Origin of the sequence: Actinosynnema sp. CA-299493 (assembly GCF_050946825.1) — a bacterium.
GTDB lineage: Bacteria > Actinomycetota > Actinomycetes > Mycobacteriales > Pseudonocardiaceae > Actinosynnema.
The window spans coordinates 7,586,747-7,601,034 of the sequence record NZ_CP191993.1; the positions used below are offsets into that span (position 1 = coordinate 7,586,747).

The 14,288-nt window shown below is 72.6% G+C and carries 15 protein-coding genes; 7 read left to right on the forward strand and 8 right to left on the reverse strand.

Translation table 11 applies throughout. The annotated features are described in order from the left end of the window. Positions 1–2 precede the first annotated feature (2 nt). On the forward strand, positions 3–515 hold the full coding sequence (locus ACQPYE_RS32010) for a ribonuclease FAU-1 family protein (protein WP_498723028.1): 513 nt from the start codon (positions 3–5) through the stop codon (positions 513–515). 136 nt (positions 516–651) lie between these two features. Beyond that, positions 652–1,170: a ribonuclease FAU-1 family protein gene (locus ACQPYE_RS32015; protein WP_498716760.1), complete on the forward strand. Its 519-nt coding sequence runs from the start codon at positions 652–654 to the stop codon at positions 1,168–1,170. On the opposite strand, the gene coaE is transcribed toward ACQPYE_RS32015, so the two are convergent. The 3 genes from coaE to rpsA all read right to left on the reverse strand — a co-directional run bounded on the left by coaE (position 1,146) and on the right by rpsA (position 4,596). Then, on the reverse strand, positions 1,146–2,321 hold the full coding sequence (gene coaE, locus ACQPYE_RS32020) for a dephospho-CoA kinase (RefSeq protein ID WP_498716764.1): 1,176 nt from the start codon (positions 2,319–2,321) through the stop codon (positions 1,146–1,148). The genes ACQPYE_RS32015 and coaE overlap by 25 nt on opposite strands. A 28-nt stretch (positions 2,322–2,349) precedes the next feature. Next, positions 2,350–2,958, reverse strand: coding sequence for a hypothetical protein (locus ACQPYE_RS32025; protein ID WP_498716765.1), 609 nt, complete (start codon positions 2,956–2,958; stop codon positions 2,350–2,352). A 141-nt stretch (positions 2,959–3,099) separates the two neighbouring features. Next, positions 3,100–4,596, reverse strand: a complete 1,497-nt coding sequence (rpsA, locus tag ACQPYE_RS32030) for a 30S ribosomal protein S1 (RefSeq protein ID WP_498716768.1) — start codon at positions 4,594–4,596, stop codon at positions 3,100–3,102. Positions 4,597–4,785: 189 nt separating this feature from the next. On the opposite strand from rpsA, the gene ACQPYE_RS32035 reads away from it, so the two are divergent. From ACQPYE_RS32035 to ACQPYE_RS32055, 5 genes are all read left to right on the forward strand, one after another. Beyond that, complete coding sequence (locus ACQPYE_RS32035; RefSeq protein ID WP_498716770.1) at positions 4,786–5,616, forward strand: class I SAM-dependent methyltransferase; 831 nt, start codon at positions 4,786–4,788, stop codon at positions 5,614–5,616. A 10-nt stretch (positions 5,617–5,626) separates the two neighbouring features. Beyond that, positions 5,627–6,550 carry a GNAT family N-acetyltransferase gene (locus ACQPYE_RS32040; RefSeq protein WP_498716771.1) on the forward strand — a complete coding sequence of 308 codons (924 nt, stop codon included), beginning with the start codon at positions 5,627–5,629 and terminating at the stop codon, positions 6,548–6,550. 135 nt (positions 6,551–6,685) lie between these two features. Further along, a complete protein-coding gene (locus tag ACQPYE_RS32045) occupies positions 6,686–7,354 on the forward strand; it encodes a P-loop NTPase family protein (protein ID WP_498716773.1) in 669 nt (222 codons plus the stop codon). Then, a complete protein-coding gene (locus ACQPYE_RS32050; protein WP_498716775.1) occupies positions 7,351–9,246 on the forward strand; it encodes a YhgE/Pip family protein in 1,896 nt (631 codons plus the stop codon). The genes ACQPYE_RS32045 and ACQPYE_RS32050 overlap by 4 nt, the downstream gene beginning before the upstream one ends. Then, positions 9,243–9,836, forward strand: coding sequence for a TetR/AcrR family transcriptional regulator (locus ACQPYE_RS32055; RefSeq protein WP_498716776.1), 594 nt, complete (start codon positions 9,243–9,245; stop codon positions 9,834–9,836). Before ACQPYE_RS32050 ends, ACQPYE_RS32055 begins: the two co-directional genes overlap by 4 nt. A 3-nt stretch (positions 9,837–9,839) precedes the next feature. Here ACQPYE_RS32055 and ACQPYE_RS32060 read toward each other — a convergent pair whose 3' ends face one another. The 5 genes from ACQPYE_RS32060 to ACQPYE_RS32080 all read right to left on the reverse strand — a co-directional run bounded on the left by ACQPYE_RS32060 (position 9,840) and on the right by ACQPYE_RS32080 (position 14,199). Then, the gene (locus ACQPYE_RS32060) at positions 9,840–10,634 is read right to left on the reverse strand and encodes a hypothetical protein (protein WP_498716778.1); all 795 of its coding nucleotides are present in this window, start codon (positions 10,632–10,634) and stop codon (positions 9,840–9,842) included. Between the two features lie 7 nt (positions 10,635–10,641). Continuing rightward, positions 10,642–11,622 (reverse strand): serine/threonine-protein kinase, encoded by a 981-nt coding sequence (locus ACQPYE_RS32065; RefSeq protein WP_498716781.1) that lies wholly within the window; start codon positions 11,620–11,622, stop codon positions 10,642–10,644. An 88-nt stretch (positions 11,623–11,710) separates the two neighbouring features. Continuing rightward, positions 11,711–12,304, reverse strand: coding sequence for a Rossmann-fold NAD(P)-binding domain-containing protein (locus tag ACQPYE_RS32070; RefSeq protein WP_498716782.1), 594 nt, complete (start codon positions 12,302–12,304; stop codon positions 11,711–11,713). Beyond that, on the reverse strand, positions 12,301–12,897 hold the full coding sequence (locus ACQPYE_RS32075) for a P-loop NTPase family protein (protein ID WP_498716784.1): 597 nt from the start codon (positions 12,895–12,897) through the stop codon (positions 12,301–12,303). The genes ACQPYE_RS32070 and ACQPYE_RS32075 overlap by 4 nt, the downstream gene beginning before the upstream one ends. A 9-nt stretch (positions 12,898–12,906) precedes the next feature. Further along, positions 12,907–14,199, reverse strand: a complete 1,293-nt coding sequence (locus ACQPYE_RS32080) for a Gfo/Idh/MocA family protein (RefSeq protein WP_498716785.1) — start codon at positions 14,197–14,199, stop codon at positions 12,907–12,909. Positions 14,200–14,288 lie beyond the last annotated feature (89 nt).

The following is a 14,288-nucleotide window of genomic DNA, read 5'->3' on the forward strand; positions in this document are numbered from 1 at the left end:
GCATGCACATCCACCCGCCGAAGATCGAGTACTTCGACCTCGACTCCAAGAGCAACACCGACCCCAAGGGCCACCTGCGCGGGGTCGAGGAGTACCGGCTGACCGGGCACGGCCTCTACATGTCCCGCCCGGTGCCCGGCCACCCGCACCTGTCGCACTTCGAGTCGTGGCTGCTGCCCGCGCACGGCCTGCGCGTCACCCGGCAGTCCTGGCACCCGGGCCACGAGCGCGACTACGACCTCTACGTGGACGTGGTCGAGATCAGCTCCAGCGGCTCGGTGTGGAAGACCGTCGACCTGTACCTGGACCTGGTCGTGCGCACGGGCCGCAGCGTGACCGTGCTGGACACCGACGAGCTGCTCACGGCGCTGGACCGCGGGCTCATCCAGGCCGACCGGGCGCAGTGGGCGCTGGAGACGACCTACCGCGCGGTGGCCGGCATCGCGGCGCACGGTCACGACGCGGTGCGCTGGCTCGCGTCCCAGGGAACGATCACCACCTGGCGTCGGCGGTAATACAGACCGTCACACTTGCTGGTCAACCGCCATCCGAGTCCGTCACCTGATAGAGACCGCTTCCCCGCACAGACCGTGATGTAACGAATCAAACCCGATAGTTACCAAGCACACATCTGCGTCTACGTTGGGTCGCGTGGCAGCAGTCATCACACCTCAGCTGGTCGACGTGGTCGACACCGTCAGCGCAGTTCGCAGCTACTCCAGCGGCATGTCGCGGCACCTGTCCACGTGTCGGGTGGAGCCGTGGGGACTGCGGCTGGAATGCCCGACACCGGAGGACCCGTTCACCGATTCGGAGGTCACCTGGTTGATGCCCGCACTCGGTCTCCGGCTGACCCACCACCGGCCCCGGTCCAGGCACGCGCGCAGCGGCCCGAGCGTGCTCAGCGCGGTCCGCGTGCAGCGGGACGGCCGCGCGTGGCGCACCACCGACCTGCTGCTCGGCCTGGCCGTGCCCGGCGGCACGACCGCGCGGATCGTGCACTGCGAGGAGTTCGCCGCCGCCGTCGCCGGACGCGTCCTCGGCCCCCTCGACGCCGACCAGGCGCTGCGCACCGTGCACCGCACCCTGGAGGAGGTCAGCCTCCACCGGCACGACCTCGGCTCGTGGCTGACCCACCGGGGCATCTACGACGTCTGGCCCTCCCTGTAGAAAGCGTCCACCCGCGCGGTCGCGGCGGCCATCCACGGCTCCTTCGACTCGCCGTAGGCGAAACCGTCCGCGTCACCCCGGTGCTGCTCGGACAGCTCCAGCTTCACCGCCGCGTACTCGTCCCGCGCCGCCGCGTCGGCCCGCAGCCAGTCGCGGAACCGCAGCGCCCAGTTCCACGCCGGACCGCCCTGGACCCGGACGTGCAGGTTGACCCGCCGTCCCGGATCCGCGCCCGCGTGCAGCCTCTTGTGCCAGTCCTCCGGCGCGTCGCCCTCGTACTTCACGCTGTCCTCGGCGACGCCCAGGCTCGGGAAACCCGCCTGCGTCAACGCTTCCTCCAGCTCCGCAGCCTCCTCCAGCGACTTCACGCCCAGCTGGAAGTCCAGCACGTCCTTGGCCACGAGTCCGGGCACGGACGTGGAGCCGATGTGCTCGACCACGCGGCCACCGGCGGCCAGCCGGATGCGCGCCTCGACCCGTGCCGCCTGGACGGGCCACGTCTCGTCGTAGGGCACCACGATCGGCGCGCCCGAGGCGTGGCGGCGCAGCCTGATGTTCGACTCGTACCGCACCAGCCGGTCCGCCCACAGCGCGTCCACCTGCGCCAGCACCAGGTCGGGCGTGCCGGAGTTGTCCAGCCACACGTCCGCCACGGCACGGCGGCGCTCGTCGTCGGCCTGCGCGGCGATGCGCCGGCGCGCGTCCTCCTCGGCCATGCCCCGGTCGCGCAGCCGCACGAGCCGCTGGTCCATATCCGCGTGCACGATCACCACCAGGTGGTAGAGCGGCGCCATGTCCTTCTCCACCAGCAACGGGACGTCGTGCACGACGATCGCGTCCGCGGGCGCGGCGGCGATCAGCTCGCCCGTGCGGGCGGCGATCCTCGGGTGGGTGATGCCGTTGAGCGTGGTCAGGGCCTGCTCGTCGCCGAACACCTTCGCCGCGAGGGCGGGCCGGTTCAGCGCGCCGTCCGCGCCGAGCACGTCCGCGCCGAACGCCTCCACCACCTCGCGCAGCCCGTCGGTGCCGGGTTCGAGCACCTCGCGGGCCAGCCGGTCGGCGTCGATCACCACCGCGCCGTGCTCGGCGAGCCTGCCCGCCACCGTCGACTTGCCCGACCCGATGCCCCCGGAGAGCCCCACGCGCAACATGCGGACCAGCCTGCCACGTGAAGGATCTTCAGGCCCCTTCGACCGGCGTCATCGACTGCTGCGCCAGGGCGGCGAGGACGCCCGCGACCGCGTCGTCGGGCAGCACGCCGAGCTTCACCCTGGCCACGTACGTGGTCTTGCCCAGCGAACCCAGGACCAACCGCTCGTCCTCGCTGCTGATGAACTGGCCCTTCTTCTTGCCCACGTCGACCTCGCGGACGGTCGCGCCGTCCTCGCGCTCGGCGGCCACGCTCTCGGCGACCCGGGTGCCGGCCGCCGCCTCGTCGGCGTACGTGGCCAGGCCGATGATCACGGGCGCGGCGGCGATCGGCTGCTTCTCCGGCACGCCGTAGTAGCAGTCGATCTTCCCGGTGCGGCCGAGTGACGGTTCCGGGATGCCGATGATCGTCTTCAGCTCGCCGGGCAGCTCGCGGCCGAGCTTCTGGTTGAACAGCTCGACCGGGATGACCAGCTCGCAGTCGTCCGGCAGGGGCCGGTCGGTCATCTGCGGGACCCGGCTGAACGACGTGGGCGGCACGATCGTCGGGATCTTCGGCTGCGCCGCGGGCTGCGTCTGCACGGCGGCGCAGCCCGCGCACGCGAGCACCACCATCGCCGCCAACACCGCAGTCCGCATGCTCATAGCATTCTCAATTTAGCGCAAGACGACGCCCAGCCACCCCTGAAAGAGTGAACGACGATCGCCCCCCGCCCGAGGTGGGCGAGGGGCGATCGTCGTCGTTCAGTCAGTCGGCGTCGATCCGCCGACCGGTGCTGCTCAGGCGCCGCCCGACAGCTTCTCGCGGAGCGCGGCCAGCTGCTCGTCGCTGGCCAGGGTGCCGCCGGCCTGAGCCGGGGCGCCCGTGCTGGACGAGGTCACGGCGGCCGGAGCCTCGCCACCGGAGGAGTAGTTCGTCTCCCCGGCGGCCTCTTCCTCGGCCGCGGCGGCCTTGGCCACCTGCTTCATGTGGGCCTCGTAGCGCGTGTGGGCCTCGGCGTACTGCCGCTCCCACTCCTCGCGCTGCTTGTCGAAGCCTTCCTGCCACTCCTGGGTCTCCGGGTCGAAGCCCTCGGGGTAGATGTAGTTCCCCTGGTCGTCGTACTCGGCGGCCATGCCGTACTGGGTCGGGTCGAACTCGGAGTCGACCGTGAAGCCCTCGTTGGCCTGCTTGAGCGACAGCGAGATGCGGCGGCGGTCCAGGTCGATGTCGATGACCTTGACCATGACGTCGTCGCCGACCTGCACGACCTGCTCCGGGATCTCGACGTGGCGCTCGGCCAGCTCCGAGATGTGGACCAGGCCCTCGATGCCCTCGTCCACCCGGACGAACGCGCCGAACGGGACGAGCTTGGTGACCTTGCCCGGCACGATCTGGCCGATCGCGTGGGTGCGGGCGAACTGGCGCCACGGGTCTTCCTGCGTCGCCTTGAGCGACAGCGACACGCGCTCGCGCTCCATGTCGACGTCCAGGACCTCGACCGTGACCTCCTGGCCGACCTCGACGACCTCGGACGGGTGGTCGATGTGCTTCCAGGACAGCTCCGAGACGTGCACGAGGCCGTCCACGCCACCCAGGTCCACGAAGGCGCCGAAGTTGACGATGGAGGACACGACGCCCTTGCGGACCTGGCCCTTCTGCAGCTGGTTGAGGAACTCGCTGCGGACCTCGGACTGGGTCTGCTCCAGCCACGCGCGGCGGGACAGGACCACGTTGTTGCGGTTCTTGTCCAGCTCGATGATCTTCGCTTCGAGCTCGCGGCCGACGTAGGGCTGCAGGTCGCGGACGCGACGCATCTCCACGAGGGAGGCGGGGAGGAAGCCGCGCAGGCCGATGTCCAGGATGAGGCCGCCCTTGACGACCTCGATGACCGTGCCCTTGACGGGCTCGTCCTTCTCCTTGAGCGCCTCGATGGTGCCCCAGGCGCGCTCGTACTGAGCACGCTTCTTGGAGAGGATCAGCCGACCTTCCTTGTCCTCCTTCTGGAGAACAAGCGCCTCGACCTCGTCACCAACCTTGACGACCTCGTTGGGGTCGACGTCGTGCTTGATCGACAACTCGCGCGAGGGGATGACGCCCTCGGTCTTGTAGCCGATGTCGAGCAGGACCTCGTCCCGGTCGACCTTGACGATCGTGCCCTCGACGATATCGCCGTCGTTGAAGTACTTGATCGTCTTGTCGATAGCGGCGAGGAAGTCCTCCTCCGTCCCGATATCGTTGATGGCGACCTGCTTCGGCGCAGCGGCAACCGGGACAGTGGTGGTGTCGGTGGACATTAGGTAGGTGGCTCCGGTACGGATTGGGGTTTGTGGCCTGCGGGTTTCAACACTACGCGGAGGGCACGCCCCCCACGAAGACCGACTTGCAGTGATCACCGATCGAGGACAGCGCGAACCCACTACGCGGGCGATATCGTACGCGGCCGGGAGCCCGCCGGGCAAACCGGCACACTTGAATGGAGCAGTGTGTCCGACCAGCACGCGAGCGCCGAACTGGCGCTCGGCACCACCGGCATCGCCAAGCGGGGCGTCGACGCGGCCGAGTCGCGCGCGGCCAACCGCGTGTGGTGGGACGCCGACGCCGACGACTACCACGCCGAGCACGGCGACTTCCTGGGCGCGGCGGACTTCGTGTGGTGCCCCGAGGGCGTCCGCGAGGAAGACGCCGGCTACCTCGGTGACCTGCGCGGACGTCGCGTCCTGGAGGTCGGCTGCGGCTCCGCGCCGTGCGCCAGGTGGCTGACCGCGAGGGGCGCGCACGCGGTGGCGTTCGACCTCTCGGCCGGGATGCTGCGGCACGCGGTGGCGGCCAACGCGGCGACCGGCGTGGCCGTGCCGCTGGTGCAGGCCAGCGCCGACCAGCTGCCGTTCGCCTCGGGCAGCTTCGACGCGGCCTGCTCGGCGTTCGGCGCGGTGCCGTTCGTGGCGGACGTGGGCGAGGTCTTCGGCGAGGTCGCGCGGGTGCTGCGGCCGGGCGCGCCGTGGGTGTTCTCCGTGACTCACCCGATCCGGTGGATTTTCCCGGACGACCCGGGACCGGGTGGGCTGACCGTGACCCAGTCGTACTTCGACCGGACGCCGTACGTGGAGGTCGACGACTCGGGCCGGGCGACGTACGTGGAGCACCACCGGACCACCGGGGACTACGTGCGGGCGCTGGTCGGCGCGGGCCTGGAGCTGGTGGACGTGGTGGAGCCGGAGTGGCCCGCCGGGCACACCCGCACGTGGGGGCAGTGGAGCCCGCTGCGCGGCCGGCTGTTCCCGGGCACCGCGATCTTCCGCGCCCGGAAGCCGTAACCTGCCCGGCATGGCCGTCGGTCAAGGGCTGATGGAGGCGCAGAGCGCGCGCTTCGCGAGCGTCGACCCGCTGCTGCCGCCGGCGGTCGCGCCGCCGGACGGCGACGTCATCACCGCGGCGCTGCCGGACGGGACCCGGGTCGCGGGCGTGCTGCAGCGGCAGGTGCACGACCGGCGGTCGCCGGCCCGGCTGTGGTCGGCCACCGAGGTGTGGGAGCTGACGCCGCTGCTGGGCAACGCGGGCGCGGCGGGCATGGACGCGCTGCTGCGCGCCTGGCGCAAGCGGCTCGACCTGCTCGGGCCGGCCGACCGCGACTCGGCGTGCGTGCTGACGTGGCCGAGCCGGGACGCCGAGGCGACCAGGGCGCTGCTGGACCACGGCCTGGTGCCGCTGACCGTGGTCGCGGTGCGGCAGGCCCCTCCCCCGCCGGCGACGGGCACGGTGACGATCCGCCGGGCCACGCCGGCCGACCTGGAGACGGTGCTGGCCCTGGCGCTGGCCGAGCTGCGCTACTCGTCCCTGGTGGGCTCGACGGTGCACCGGCCGGACGCGGTGACGCTGAAGCGGCGGACCCTGGCCGAGCGGCTGGCCTCGGGCGGTCCGGCGTGGCTGGCCGAGCGGGACGGCATCGCGGTGGCGCTGGCCGAGTGCGCCCTGGTGACGTCGGAGCCGGGCAACTGGACCGCGACCAGGCTGCCGCACGGCCGCTGGGGCTACGTGAACTGCGTGTCCGTGATGCCCGGCGCCCGCGGCACCGGGGTGGGTCGTCAGCTGATGGCGCACGCGCACCGCGAGCTGCACCGGCTGGGCACCGTCGGCACCTACTTGTACTACAACCCGCCGAACCCGCTGTCCTCGGTGTTCTGGCCGCGCCAGGGTTATCGTCCACTGTGGACGATGTGGGAGGTCCGCCCCGCCGGGGCGCTGCGCTAGGTGTCACACGACCGCGCCAGGCGCCGCGCCGGGAGGCGCACCGCTGCGCCGGGTGCCACACCGCGTCGAGTTGCGAGGATTCCTCGGTCGGGCCACTATTTGAACTGACTGGTCAGTTCAAAAGGAGGTCCGACGGTGCGCATCCACGCTCGGCGCGTCGGCGTCACCGGGCCGCACGGCCCGCTGCTCAAGCCGACGTCACTGCTGGTGGAGCCGGGTGGGCTGGTGCTGGTCGCCGGTGATCCGGGCGCAGGGCACACCGCGCTGGGCCTGGTGCTGTCCGGCCGGATGCGCCCGAGCACCGGCGAGGTCTCCCCCTCCGCCGCCGAGCTGCGCCGGCACGTCGTGCTGGTCGACTCACCCGACGTCAGCGAGCCCGAGGCGTCGCTGCCCCTGGCCGGCGTGGTCGGCGAGGAGCTGGCCGTGAACGGGGCGCGCAGCGGGCGCAAGGCGGTGGCCGACTGGCTGGTCGAGCGCGGCGCGGACGAACACCTGGACCAGCGGTTCGAGCAGGTCCCGGCGGCCACCCGGTGCGCGCTGATGCTGGAGCTGGCCGCGGGCCGCCCCGGCGCGACGACCCTGGTGCTGGACAGCCCCGACCGCTACCACGGCGACCCGGAGGGGTGGCTGGAGCTGGCGCGCCGGCACGTGACGCCCGAGCGGTCCGTCGTCGTCCTGTGCACCACCACCAGCGCCGCCGTGCTCGGCGTGCTCGACGTGCCCGTCGCGCGCATCGGCGCGGACAACACCGGCGCGGACGACGGCGCCCCCGACGCCGACAACCTCGACGAGGAGTCCGAGTGACCGCCTTGCGGATGGCGTTCAACGAGCTGCGCCGGATCACCTCCGGCACGCTGCCCAAGCTCGCGGTGCTGGCGTTGACGCTGGTGCCGCTGCTCTACGCGGCGCTCTACCTCTACGCCAACAAGGACCCGTACGCGCACCTCAACCAGGTGCCCGCCGCGCTGGTCGTGGAGGACGAGGGCGCGACCGCGAGCGACGGCACGCGCCTGGACGCGGGCCGCGAGGTGGCCGAGGAGCTGGTGGGCGGCGACAAGTTCGACTGGCGCCGGGTGGACGCGGCGCAGGCCGAGCAGGGCGTGCGGGACGGGACCTACACGTTCGCGCTGACCCTGCCCGAGGACTTCTCGCAGGCCCTGCTGTCGTCCGGCGACTTCACGCCGCGCCAGGGCGTGATCCTGCTGACCACCAACGACGCGAACAACTACCTCGGCTCCACGATCGCCAACCAGGTGGTGGCCGAGGTGCGCCGGTCGGTGTCGGTGAAGGTCGGCTCGGAGGCGGCGGACAAGCTGCTGCTCGGCTTCTCCACGATCCGGCAGAAGACCGCCGAGGCCGCCGACGGCGCGACCGAGCTCGCGGCCGGCCAGCAGGACGCCTACAGCGGCGCCCAGCAGCTCGCCGACGGGTCGGTCCCGCTGGCCGACGGCGCGGCGCAGGTGTCGGCCGGGCTGACGCAGCTGCGCGACTCGACCGCGGACCTGCCGGTGAAGTCCCAGCAGCTCGCGGCCGGGGCCGAGCAGGTCGCCGACGGCAACGAGGCGGTCGCCGCCACCGCCGAGGACTACGCCGCCAAGGCGCAGGACCTGGTCGACCGGCTGGACGCGGCCAACGGCGAGCTGGCGGCGAAGCTGCGCGCGCTGGGCCTGGCCGAGGCCGACGTGCAGCGGGTGCTGGCCGCGGTGGGCGACGTGCGCAAGCCGGTGGACGACGCCAACGCCAAGGTGCAGGGCGCCGCCGGGCAGCTGCGCACGTTGGCGAACGGCGCGAAGCAGGTCTCCGACGGCGCGGCGCAGCTCGCGGCGAGCACGCCCGCGCTGACCGGCGCCGTCACCCGGCTGAACGACGGCGCGGCGCAGGTGTCGTCCGGCGCGGCTCAGCTCCGGGACGGGGCGGTGCGGTTGCGCGACGGCGAGGCGCAGCTCGTGGACGGCGCGAACCAGTTGCGCGACGGGCTCGACCAGGGCGTCGCGCAGATCCCCGACCCCGACGACCCGACCCGCGAGTCGACCGCCCAGAACATCGGCGACCCGGTGAACGTGCGCGGGGTGAGCCAGACGTCGGCGGGCAGCTACGGCGCGGGCCTGGCGCCGTTCTTCCTCGGGCTGGCCACCTGGATCGGCGCGTTCGTGCTGTTCCTGCTGCTCAAGCCGCTGTCCAGGCGGGGACTGGCGGCCGGGCAGTCGCCGTTGCGGGTGGCGGTGGGCGGCTGGCTGCCCGGCGCGCTGCTCGGCGCGGCCCAGGTCGTGGTGATGTACGCGGTGGTCACGCTGGTGGTGGACATCCGGCCGTCGCACCCGGTGGGCGCGCTGGCGTTCCTGCTGCTGGTGTCGGCGACGTTCGTGGCCGTGCTGCACGCGTTGAACGCCCTGTTCGGCGCGGTCGGCAAGTTCATCGGCCTGGTCCTGCTGATCCTGCAGCTGGTCAGCGCGGGCGGCACGTTCCCGTGGCAGACCATCCCCGTGCCGCTGTACCCGCTGCACTACGGGCTGCCCATGGGTTACGCCGTGGACGGCCTGCGGCACCTCATGTACGGCGGGTCGCTGGGCGGGGTCGGTCGGGACGCGCTGATCCTGGTCGGCTACCTGGCGGCGGGCCTTGCCCTGGCGACGCTCGCCGCGTACAAGCAGCGGGTGTGGACTCCCAGCCGCCTCAAGCCGGAACTGGTCCTGTGACCGGCGCGCGCCCCGGCCGCACCGCCGTGACCAAGCAGAAGCTGTTCGACGCCGCGCTGCGGCTCGTCGGCGAACGGGGCGCGGCCGGTGTCACCGTCGACGAGATCGCCGCCGAGGCCGGCGTGGCGAAGGGCACCGTCTACTACAACTTCGCCAGCAAGGACGCGCTGGTGGACGCGCTGCTGCGGCACGGCGTCGACCTGCTGGCCGCCCGGCTCAAGGTCGCCGAGGAGGAGTCCGAGACGGCCGCGGCGATGGAATCGCTGGTGGACGGGATGCTCGGGTTCTTCGCCGAGTACCCCGCGTTCGGGCAGCTGCTGGTGTCGGAGCTGTGGCGCACGCCCGGCCAGTGGCACGGCACGTTGAGCCTGCTGCGCGACGACATCGTGTCCATCGTGCGCGGTCAGATGCAGCGGCTGTCCGACGCGGGCCGGCTGCCCGACGGTGTGCAGGTGGGCACGGCGTCGGCGGCGCTGTTCGGCACGCTGCTGGTGACCGCGCTCGACTGGCAGGTCTTCCAGCCCGAACGCAGCCAGGCCGACGTGCGCGAATCGGTGTTGTCGCTGGTGCGGGGCCTGCGGCCGGGCTAGCGGCTACCTCGGGTCGACCGACGGGACCATGTGCAGCAGGTTCCGCACCACCGGGTGCAACCGCGGCTTGGTGCGCAGGAACCGCACGAGCGCCTCGTCATCCTCGTCCCCGGCGTCCGGCGACTCCTCCAACGACCGCAGCACACCGTCATCCGTCCACAGCCGGTCGACGACATCGGGCCACAGGTCGCGGAGCACCACCCACTTGGCGAGGTGGGCCGGGGTGACGGGCGACCCCGCGTCGAAGACACCCCGTTCCACCGCCACCACCACGGCGAGCCGGACCTGCTTGCGCCAGCGGTCCACGTCGACCGGGTCGGAGTGCTTCGGCGCGCAGTCCCGCAAGGCCGTCCACGCGGCTTGGGTCCGGTCTTCACGGGTGGCACGCCGGACCTCGGCCGGCGGCTCGTCGGCGGCCGTCGCGGACGTCCCGCCCTCCGCCGCCGGCGCGGAGGCCCGGTTCGGGCGGAGCACGACCGCGAACGCCAGTGCCGCGACCCCGATGAGGACCGCCGCCGCGACGGGCAGTGCGTGGACGGGCAGTGCCTCGCCGCCTTCGGCCCAGCCGCGGAACACCCCGCCCAGCGATTCCAGGAGGACGTCGCCGTACTTGATGAGGGAGTAGACGACCACGCCGAGGACGAGGAAGCCGAAGAACCCGGCGAGGCTCCGCTGATCCCCGTACAGGTACTTCAACCCGATGACACCGATGATGACCGCAGCCAGGGGGGCCATGAAGTTCCTGATGTCCTGGGCGATGGCCCCATCGGTGGTCGCCAGCAGGATGTCCAGCGTCACGTCCGGCTCACCGTTCCCACACCTCGTCGCTCGTCGCGTGCGGCAGCGCCACGACGTTGGGGATCAGGTTCCGCACGTGCCGGCGGCCCAGGCGGCGGGCGTGCGCGGATTCCACCGGGAGCCCGGTCTTGCGGACCGCGGCCTCCTCCATCGTCCTCAGGTCGCCGAGGAACACCAGCACGACACCGGGGGCCCGGACGATCTTCTTGGCCTTCTCGCACAGGTCGAGCACGAAGTCGCCGCCGCAGCGGTCGATGTTCCGCACGACGACCACGAACCGGCGCCCGTGCCGGCGGGCGCGCAGCGCTTGGCGGATGAGCCTGGTCAACTGCTCGCGGACCTCCTCGAACGTGCCCTTCGTGGCTTCGTCGCGGACGCTCGCGGCGAACCGGGCGACCGCGGTCGTCGCGGTCCACGCGCGGCCGAGCACGACCCAGAACACCAGGGCGAGCAGGACGGCGGCCACCACCGGGGAGCGGACGGCCTGTGCCGCGATCTCGCCGATCGGGCCACCTTTCCCGGCGAGGCTGAAGGCGGCGGCGCGCACGTCTGGCAGCGCGACGACACCCACCGCGATGAACGCCGACACCACACCGGCGAGGACCTTGCGCCGCCGCCGCGTCCGCGGTGAGCTCATCTCGACGGAGATCGGCTGGAACGCGCGGCGCACCCAGTTCCGGCGTTGTCCGGCGGCACGCGCGACGCCGCGCGCCAGCAGCGCGCCGGCCGGTCGGGCGTCCCCTTCCCAGTCGGCCGCGTCGAACGAGCAGAGGACGTGGGACCGCGCGGGCAGCCGCTCCCGGAGCAGGTCGGCGATGTCCGGCCGCCCGCCCGTGTCCCACCCCGTGACGGCGACCGTGATCGGCGGCTCGTCGTCGGGCCACTCGGCGATCACCTGCTCGATGGCGGTGACGACCGCGTCGGCGGGCGAGGGTCTGGAACGGTCGGCTTCCGCCGGCGATCGGCTCGTGGACAACCCCGGCTTCATGCGCACCTCCCGCGGCCGATTCGGCACGCGGAGTATCGCACCGAACGCGCACGGTGAACCCGCATCGAGCGGTGTGTCGGCGGCCGGGCTAGTGCCGTGCGCTCCAGGTGTCGACCTCGCCCACCTGGTGCACCGAGGGCGCCTTGCCGTCCAGGGCGCGGTGGACGGCGTCGAGGACACCGACCGAGGCTTCTTCGTGGCTGAGCCAGCGGATGCCGCCGCCGTGCCGGGCGAAACCCAGCACGACCTGCTGCGTCGGGTGGCCGTCCAGGGCCGGGTCGGGCACGCCGCGCACGGCGTGGATGGTGCCGCTGTCGTGCACCTCGACCACCGGCGCGTGCGGGGCGAGCAGGGGGGCGACGGCGCGCAGCACGGCGTCCCGGTAGCTCTCGTGCACCCAGGCCACGAGCAGGTCGGCGGGCCGGTCGACCACGTCCCGGACCCGGTCGGCCAGCTCCGCCGGTCTGGCCCAGTCCGCCGCCACGGCGACCCGCGCTCCTCGCGCGCTGCTCACGTGGGGCACGTGGCCGCCTCCGCGCAGGGCCGCCCTCGCCACGCGGCCCAGCACGCGCTCGGGCCGCCGGCTGGGCAGCACGACCTGCCAGCCCAGCGCCAGCAGCTCGTCCGCGCACCCCTTCAGCATCCCGGTGCCACCCAGGACCAACGCCGTCCGCTCGCTCATCGCACCGACTCCTCGCCGCGCTCCGCCGCCCGTCGCAACGGGCCGGACCGCCATTGGTCGACCTCACGCTGCCCGCGCAGCCGCACCACCGCGAGCCGGTCGGCGTGCTCCCCGCGGAGCACCGCCCCGACCCGCTCGCCGGTGCGGGTGTGCGACTTCCACGCCCACCGCAACAGGTGCTCCGGATCGGTGAACACCGTGCGCAGGGGCGGTTCGACGTTGCCGTTCCACAGCTCTTCACGGCGCAGCCGGCGCACCACCGTCCGCGCCGTCACCCGCCGCATCACCACGTGCCGGGGGTGGTCCAGCCAGACCAGCGTGTCGGCGTGCGCCAGCAGCACCGGCCGCACCACGCGGTACTGCCACTCGGTGGCCCACGCCTCGCCCTTGACGAACCGCCGCACGTCCGCCTCGAACTCCGGCCTGGGCGTCCACTGTGGACCGTGGAACAGCGAGTCCATCTCCACATAGGACAACCCGAGGGCGCGTGCGACGAGACTGGCCAGGGTCGATTTCCCGGCGCCGGACGTGCCGGCCACGAGCACCCGGCGCGGCGGGTGCGGCAACTCGTCGGCTGGTCCCAGGAGCGGCACCGAGCCAGGCTACCGCCAACCGACGTCGAGCAACTCCGCCACGCGCACGGGTTCGCCGGTCTCGAAGCTGCGGTTCGCCGCGAAGCCGGTGGCCAGCGACAACGCACCGTCACGGTGGGTGGCGCGACGACCCAGGGGGTCCGGTTGACCGGGCGGGCCGTAGAGCACCTCGGTCATCCGGGCGTCCGCGCCGCCGTGCCCGGCGCCACCGGCCGCCAGCGGCACCTCCTCGGCCCGGCCGAACAGCGGTTGCACGGTCAGCCGGACGTGCCCCTCCTCCGGGTTGGCCTCCTTGCCGTGCACGGCGGGCCGCTGGCCGCTGACCCAGCTGTTCTCCACGACCTCCAGCTCCAGCCGGCCGCGGCTGCCGTTGACCATCAGCCGGTAGCCCTCCCACGGCGAGTAGGCCGTGAGGTGGTAGGTCAGGTTCGCGCCGTTGGCGTAGCGCACCAGCACGGACATGTCGTCCTCAATGGACACACCGGGCGCGAACGGGTTCCGGTCGCGGTGGTAGCCGTCCTCGTGCTCGGCGTCGAGGTAGAGCCGGCGCAGCCACCCGTCGCGCCCGACGTGCAGCGCGAACGGGTCGTCCTGGGCCTCCGGCGCGCCGTGCACCCGGTCGTAGGGCCGGCGGAGGCCGTGGCGCTCGCCGTTCTCGTCGCCGTAGAAGAACAGCCGCCCGTGCGCGTACACGACCTCCGGCACCGAGTCGACCCACCAGTTGAGCAGGTCGAAGTGGTGGGTGGCCTTGTGCACCATCAGGCCGCCCGAGTTCGCCTTGTCCCGGTGCCAGCGGCGGAAGTAGTCGGCGCCGTGGCGCACGTCGAGCAGCCACTCGAAGTGCACCGAGCCGATCTCGCCCACCGCGCCGCCGGACAGCAGTTCGCGGACCTTCTCGTGCACCGGGTTGTACCGGTAGTTGAACGTGACGGTGACCCGGCCGTCGGTCCGCTCGACCGCGTCGAAGACCTTGCCGACGCCCGCCGGGTCGACCGTCATCGGCTTCTCGGTGACGACGTCGCAGCCCGCGTCCAGCGCCTCCACGATGTAGGTGTCGTGGTGGCGGTCGACCGTGCAGACCACCACGACGTCGACCCGCTCGGCCTCGACCATCCGCAGGAAGTCCTCGGCGGCGTAGGTCGGCACGGGCCGGTCGAGGCGATCGTTGTGCACGGCCATGCGGGTGCGGTTGACGTCGCAGAACGCGACCAGCTCCCCCTGCTCCGGGTGCCCGACGATCGCGTCGACGTGCAGCTCGGCGCGGGCGCCGGCGCCCACGACCGCGTAGCGCCTGCGTGCCATGCACACCTCCTGGTAAGCGTTTTCCACCACGCTAGCCCGCCCGGACCGCGCGGCGTCAAGAGCGCGATCCCACCCGGTGGTCGGCGACG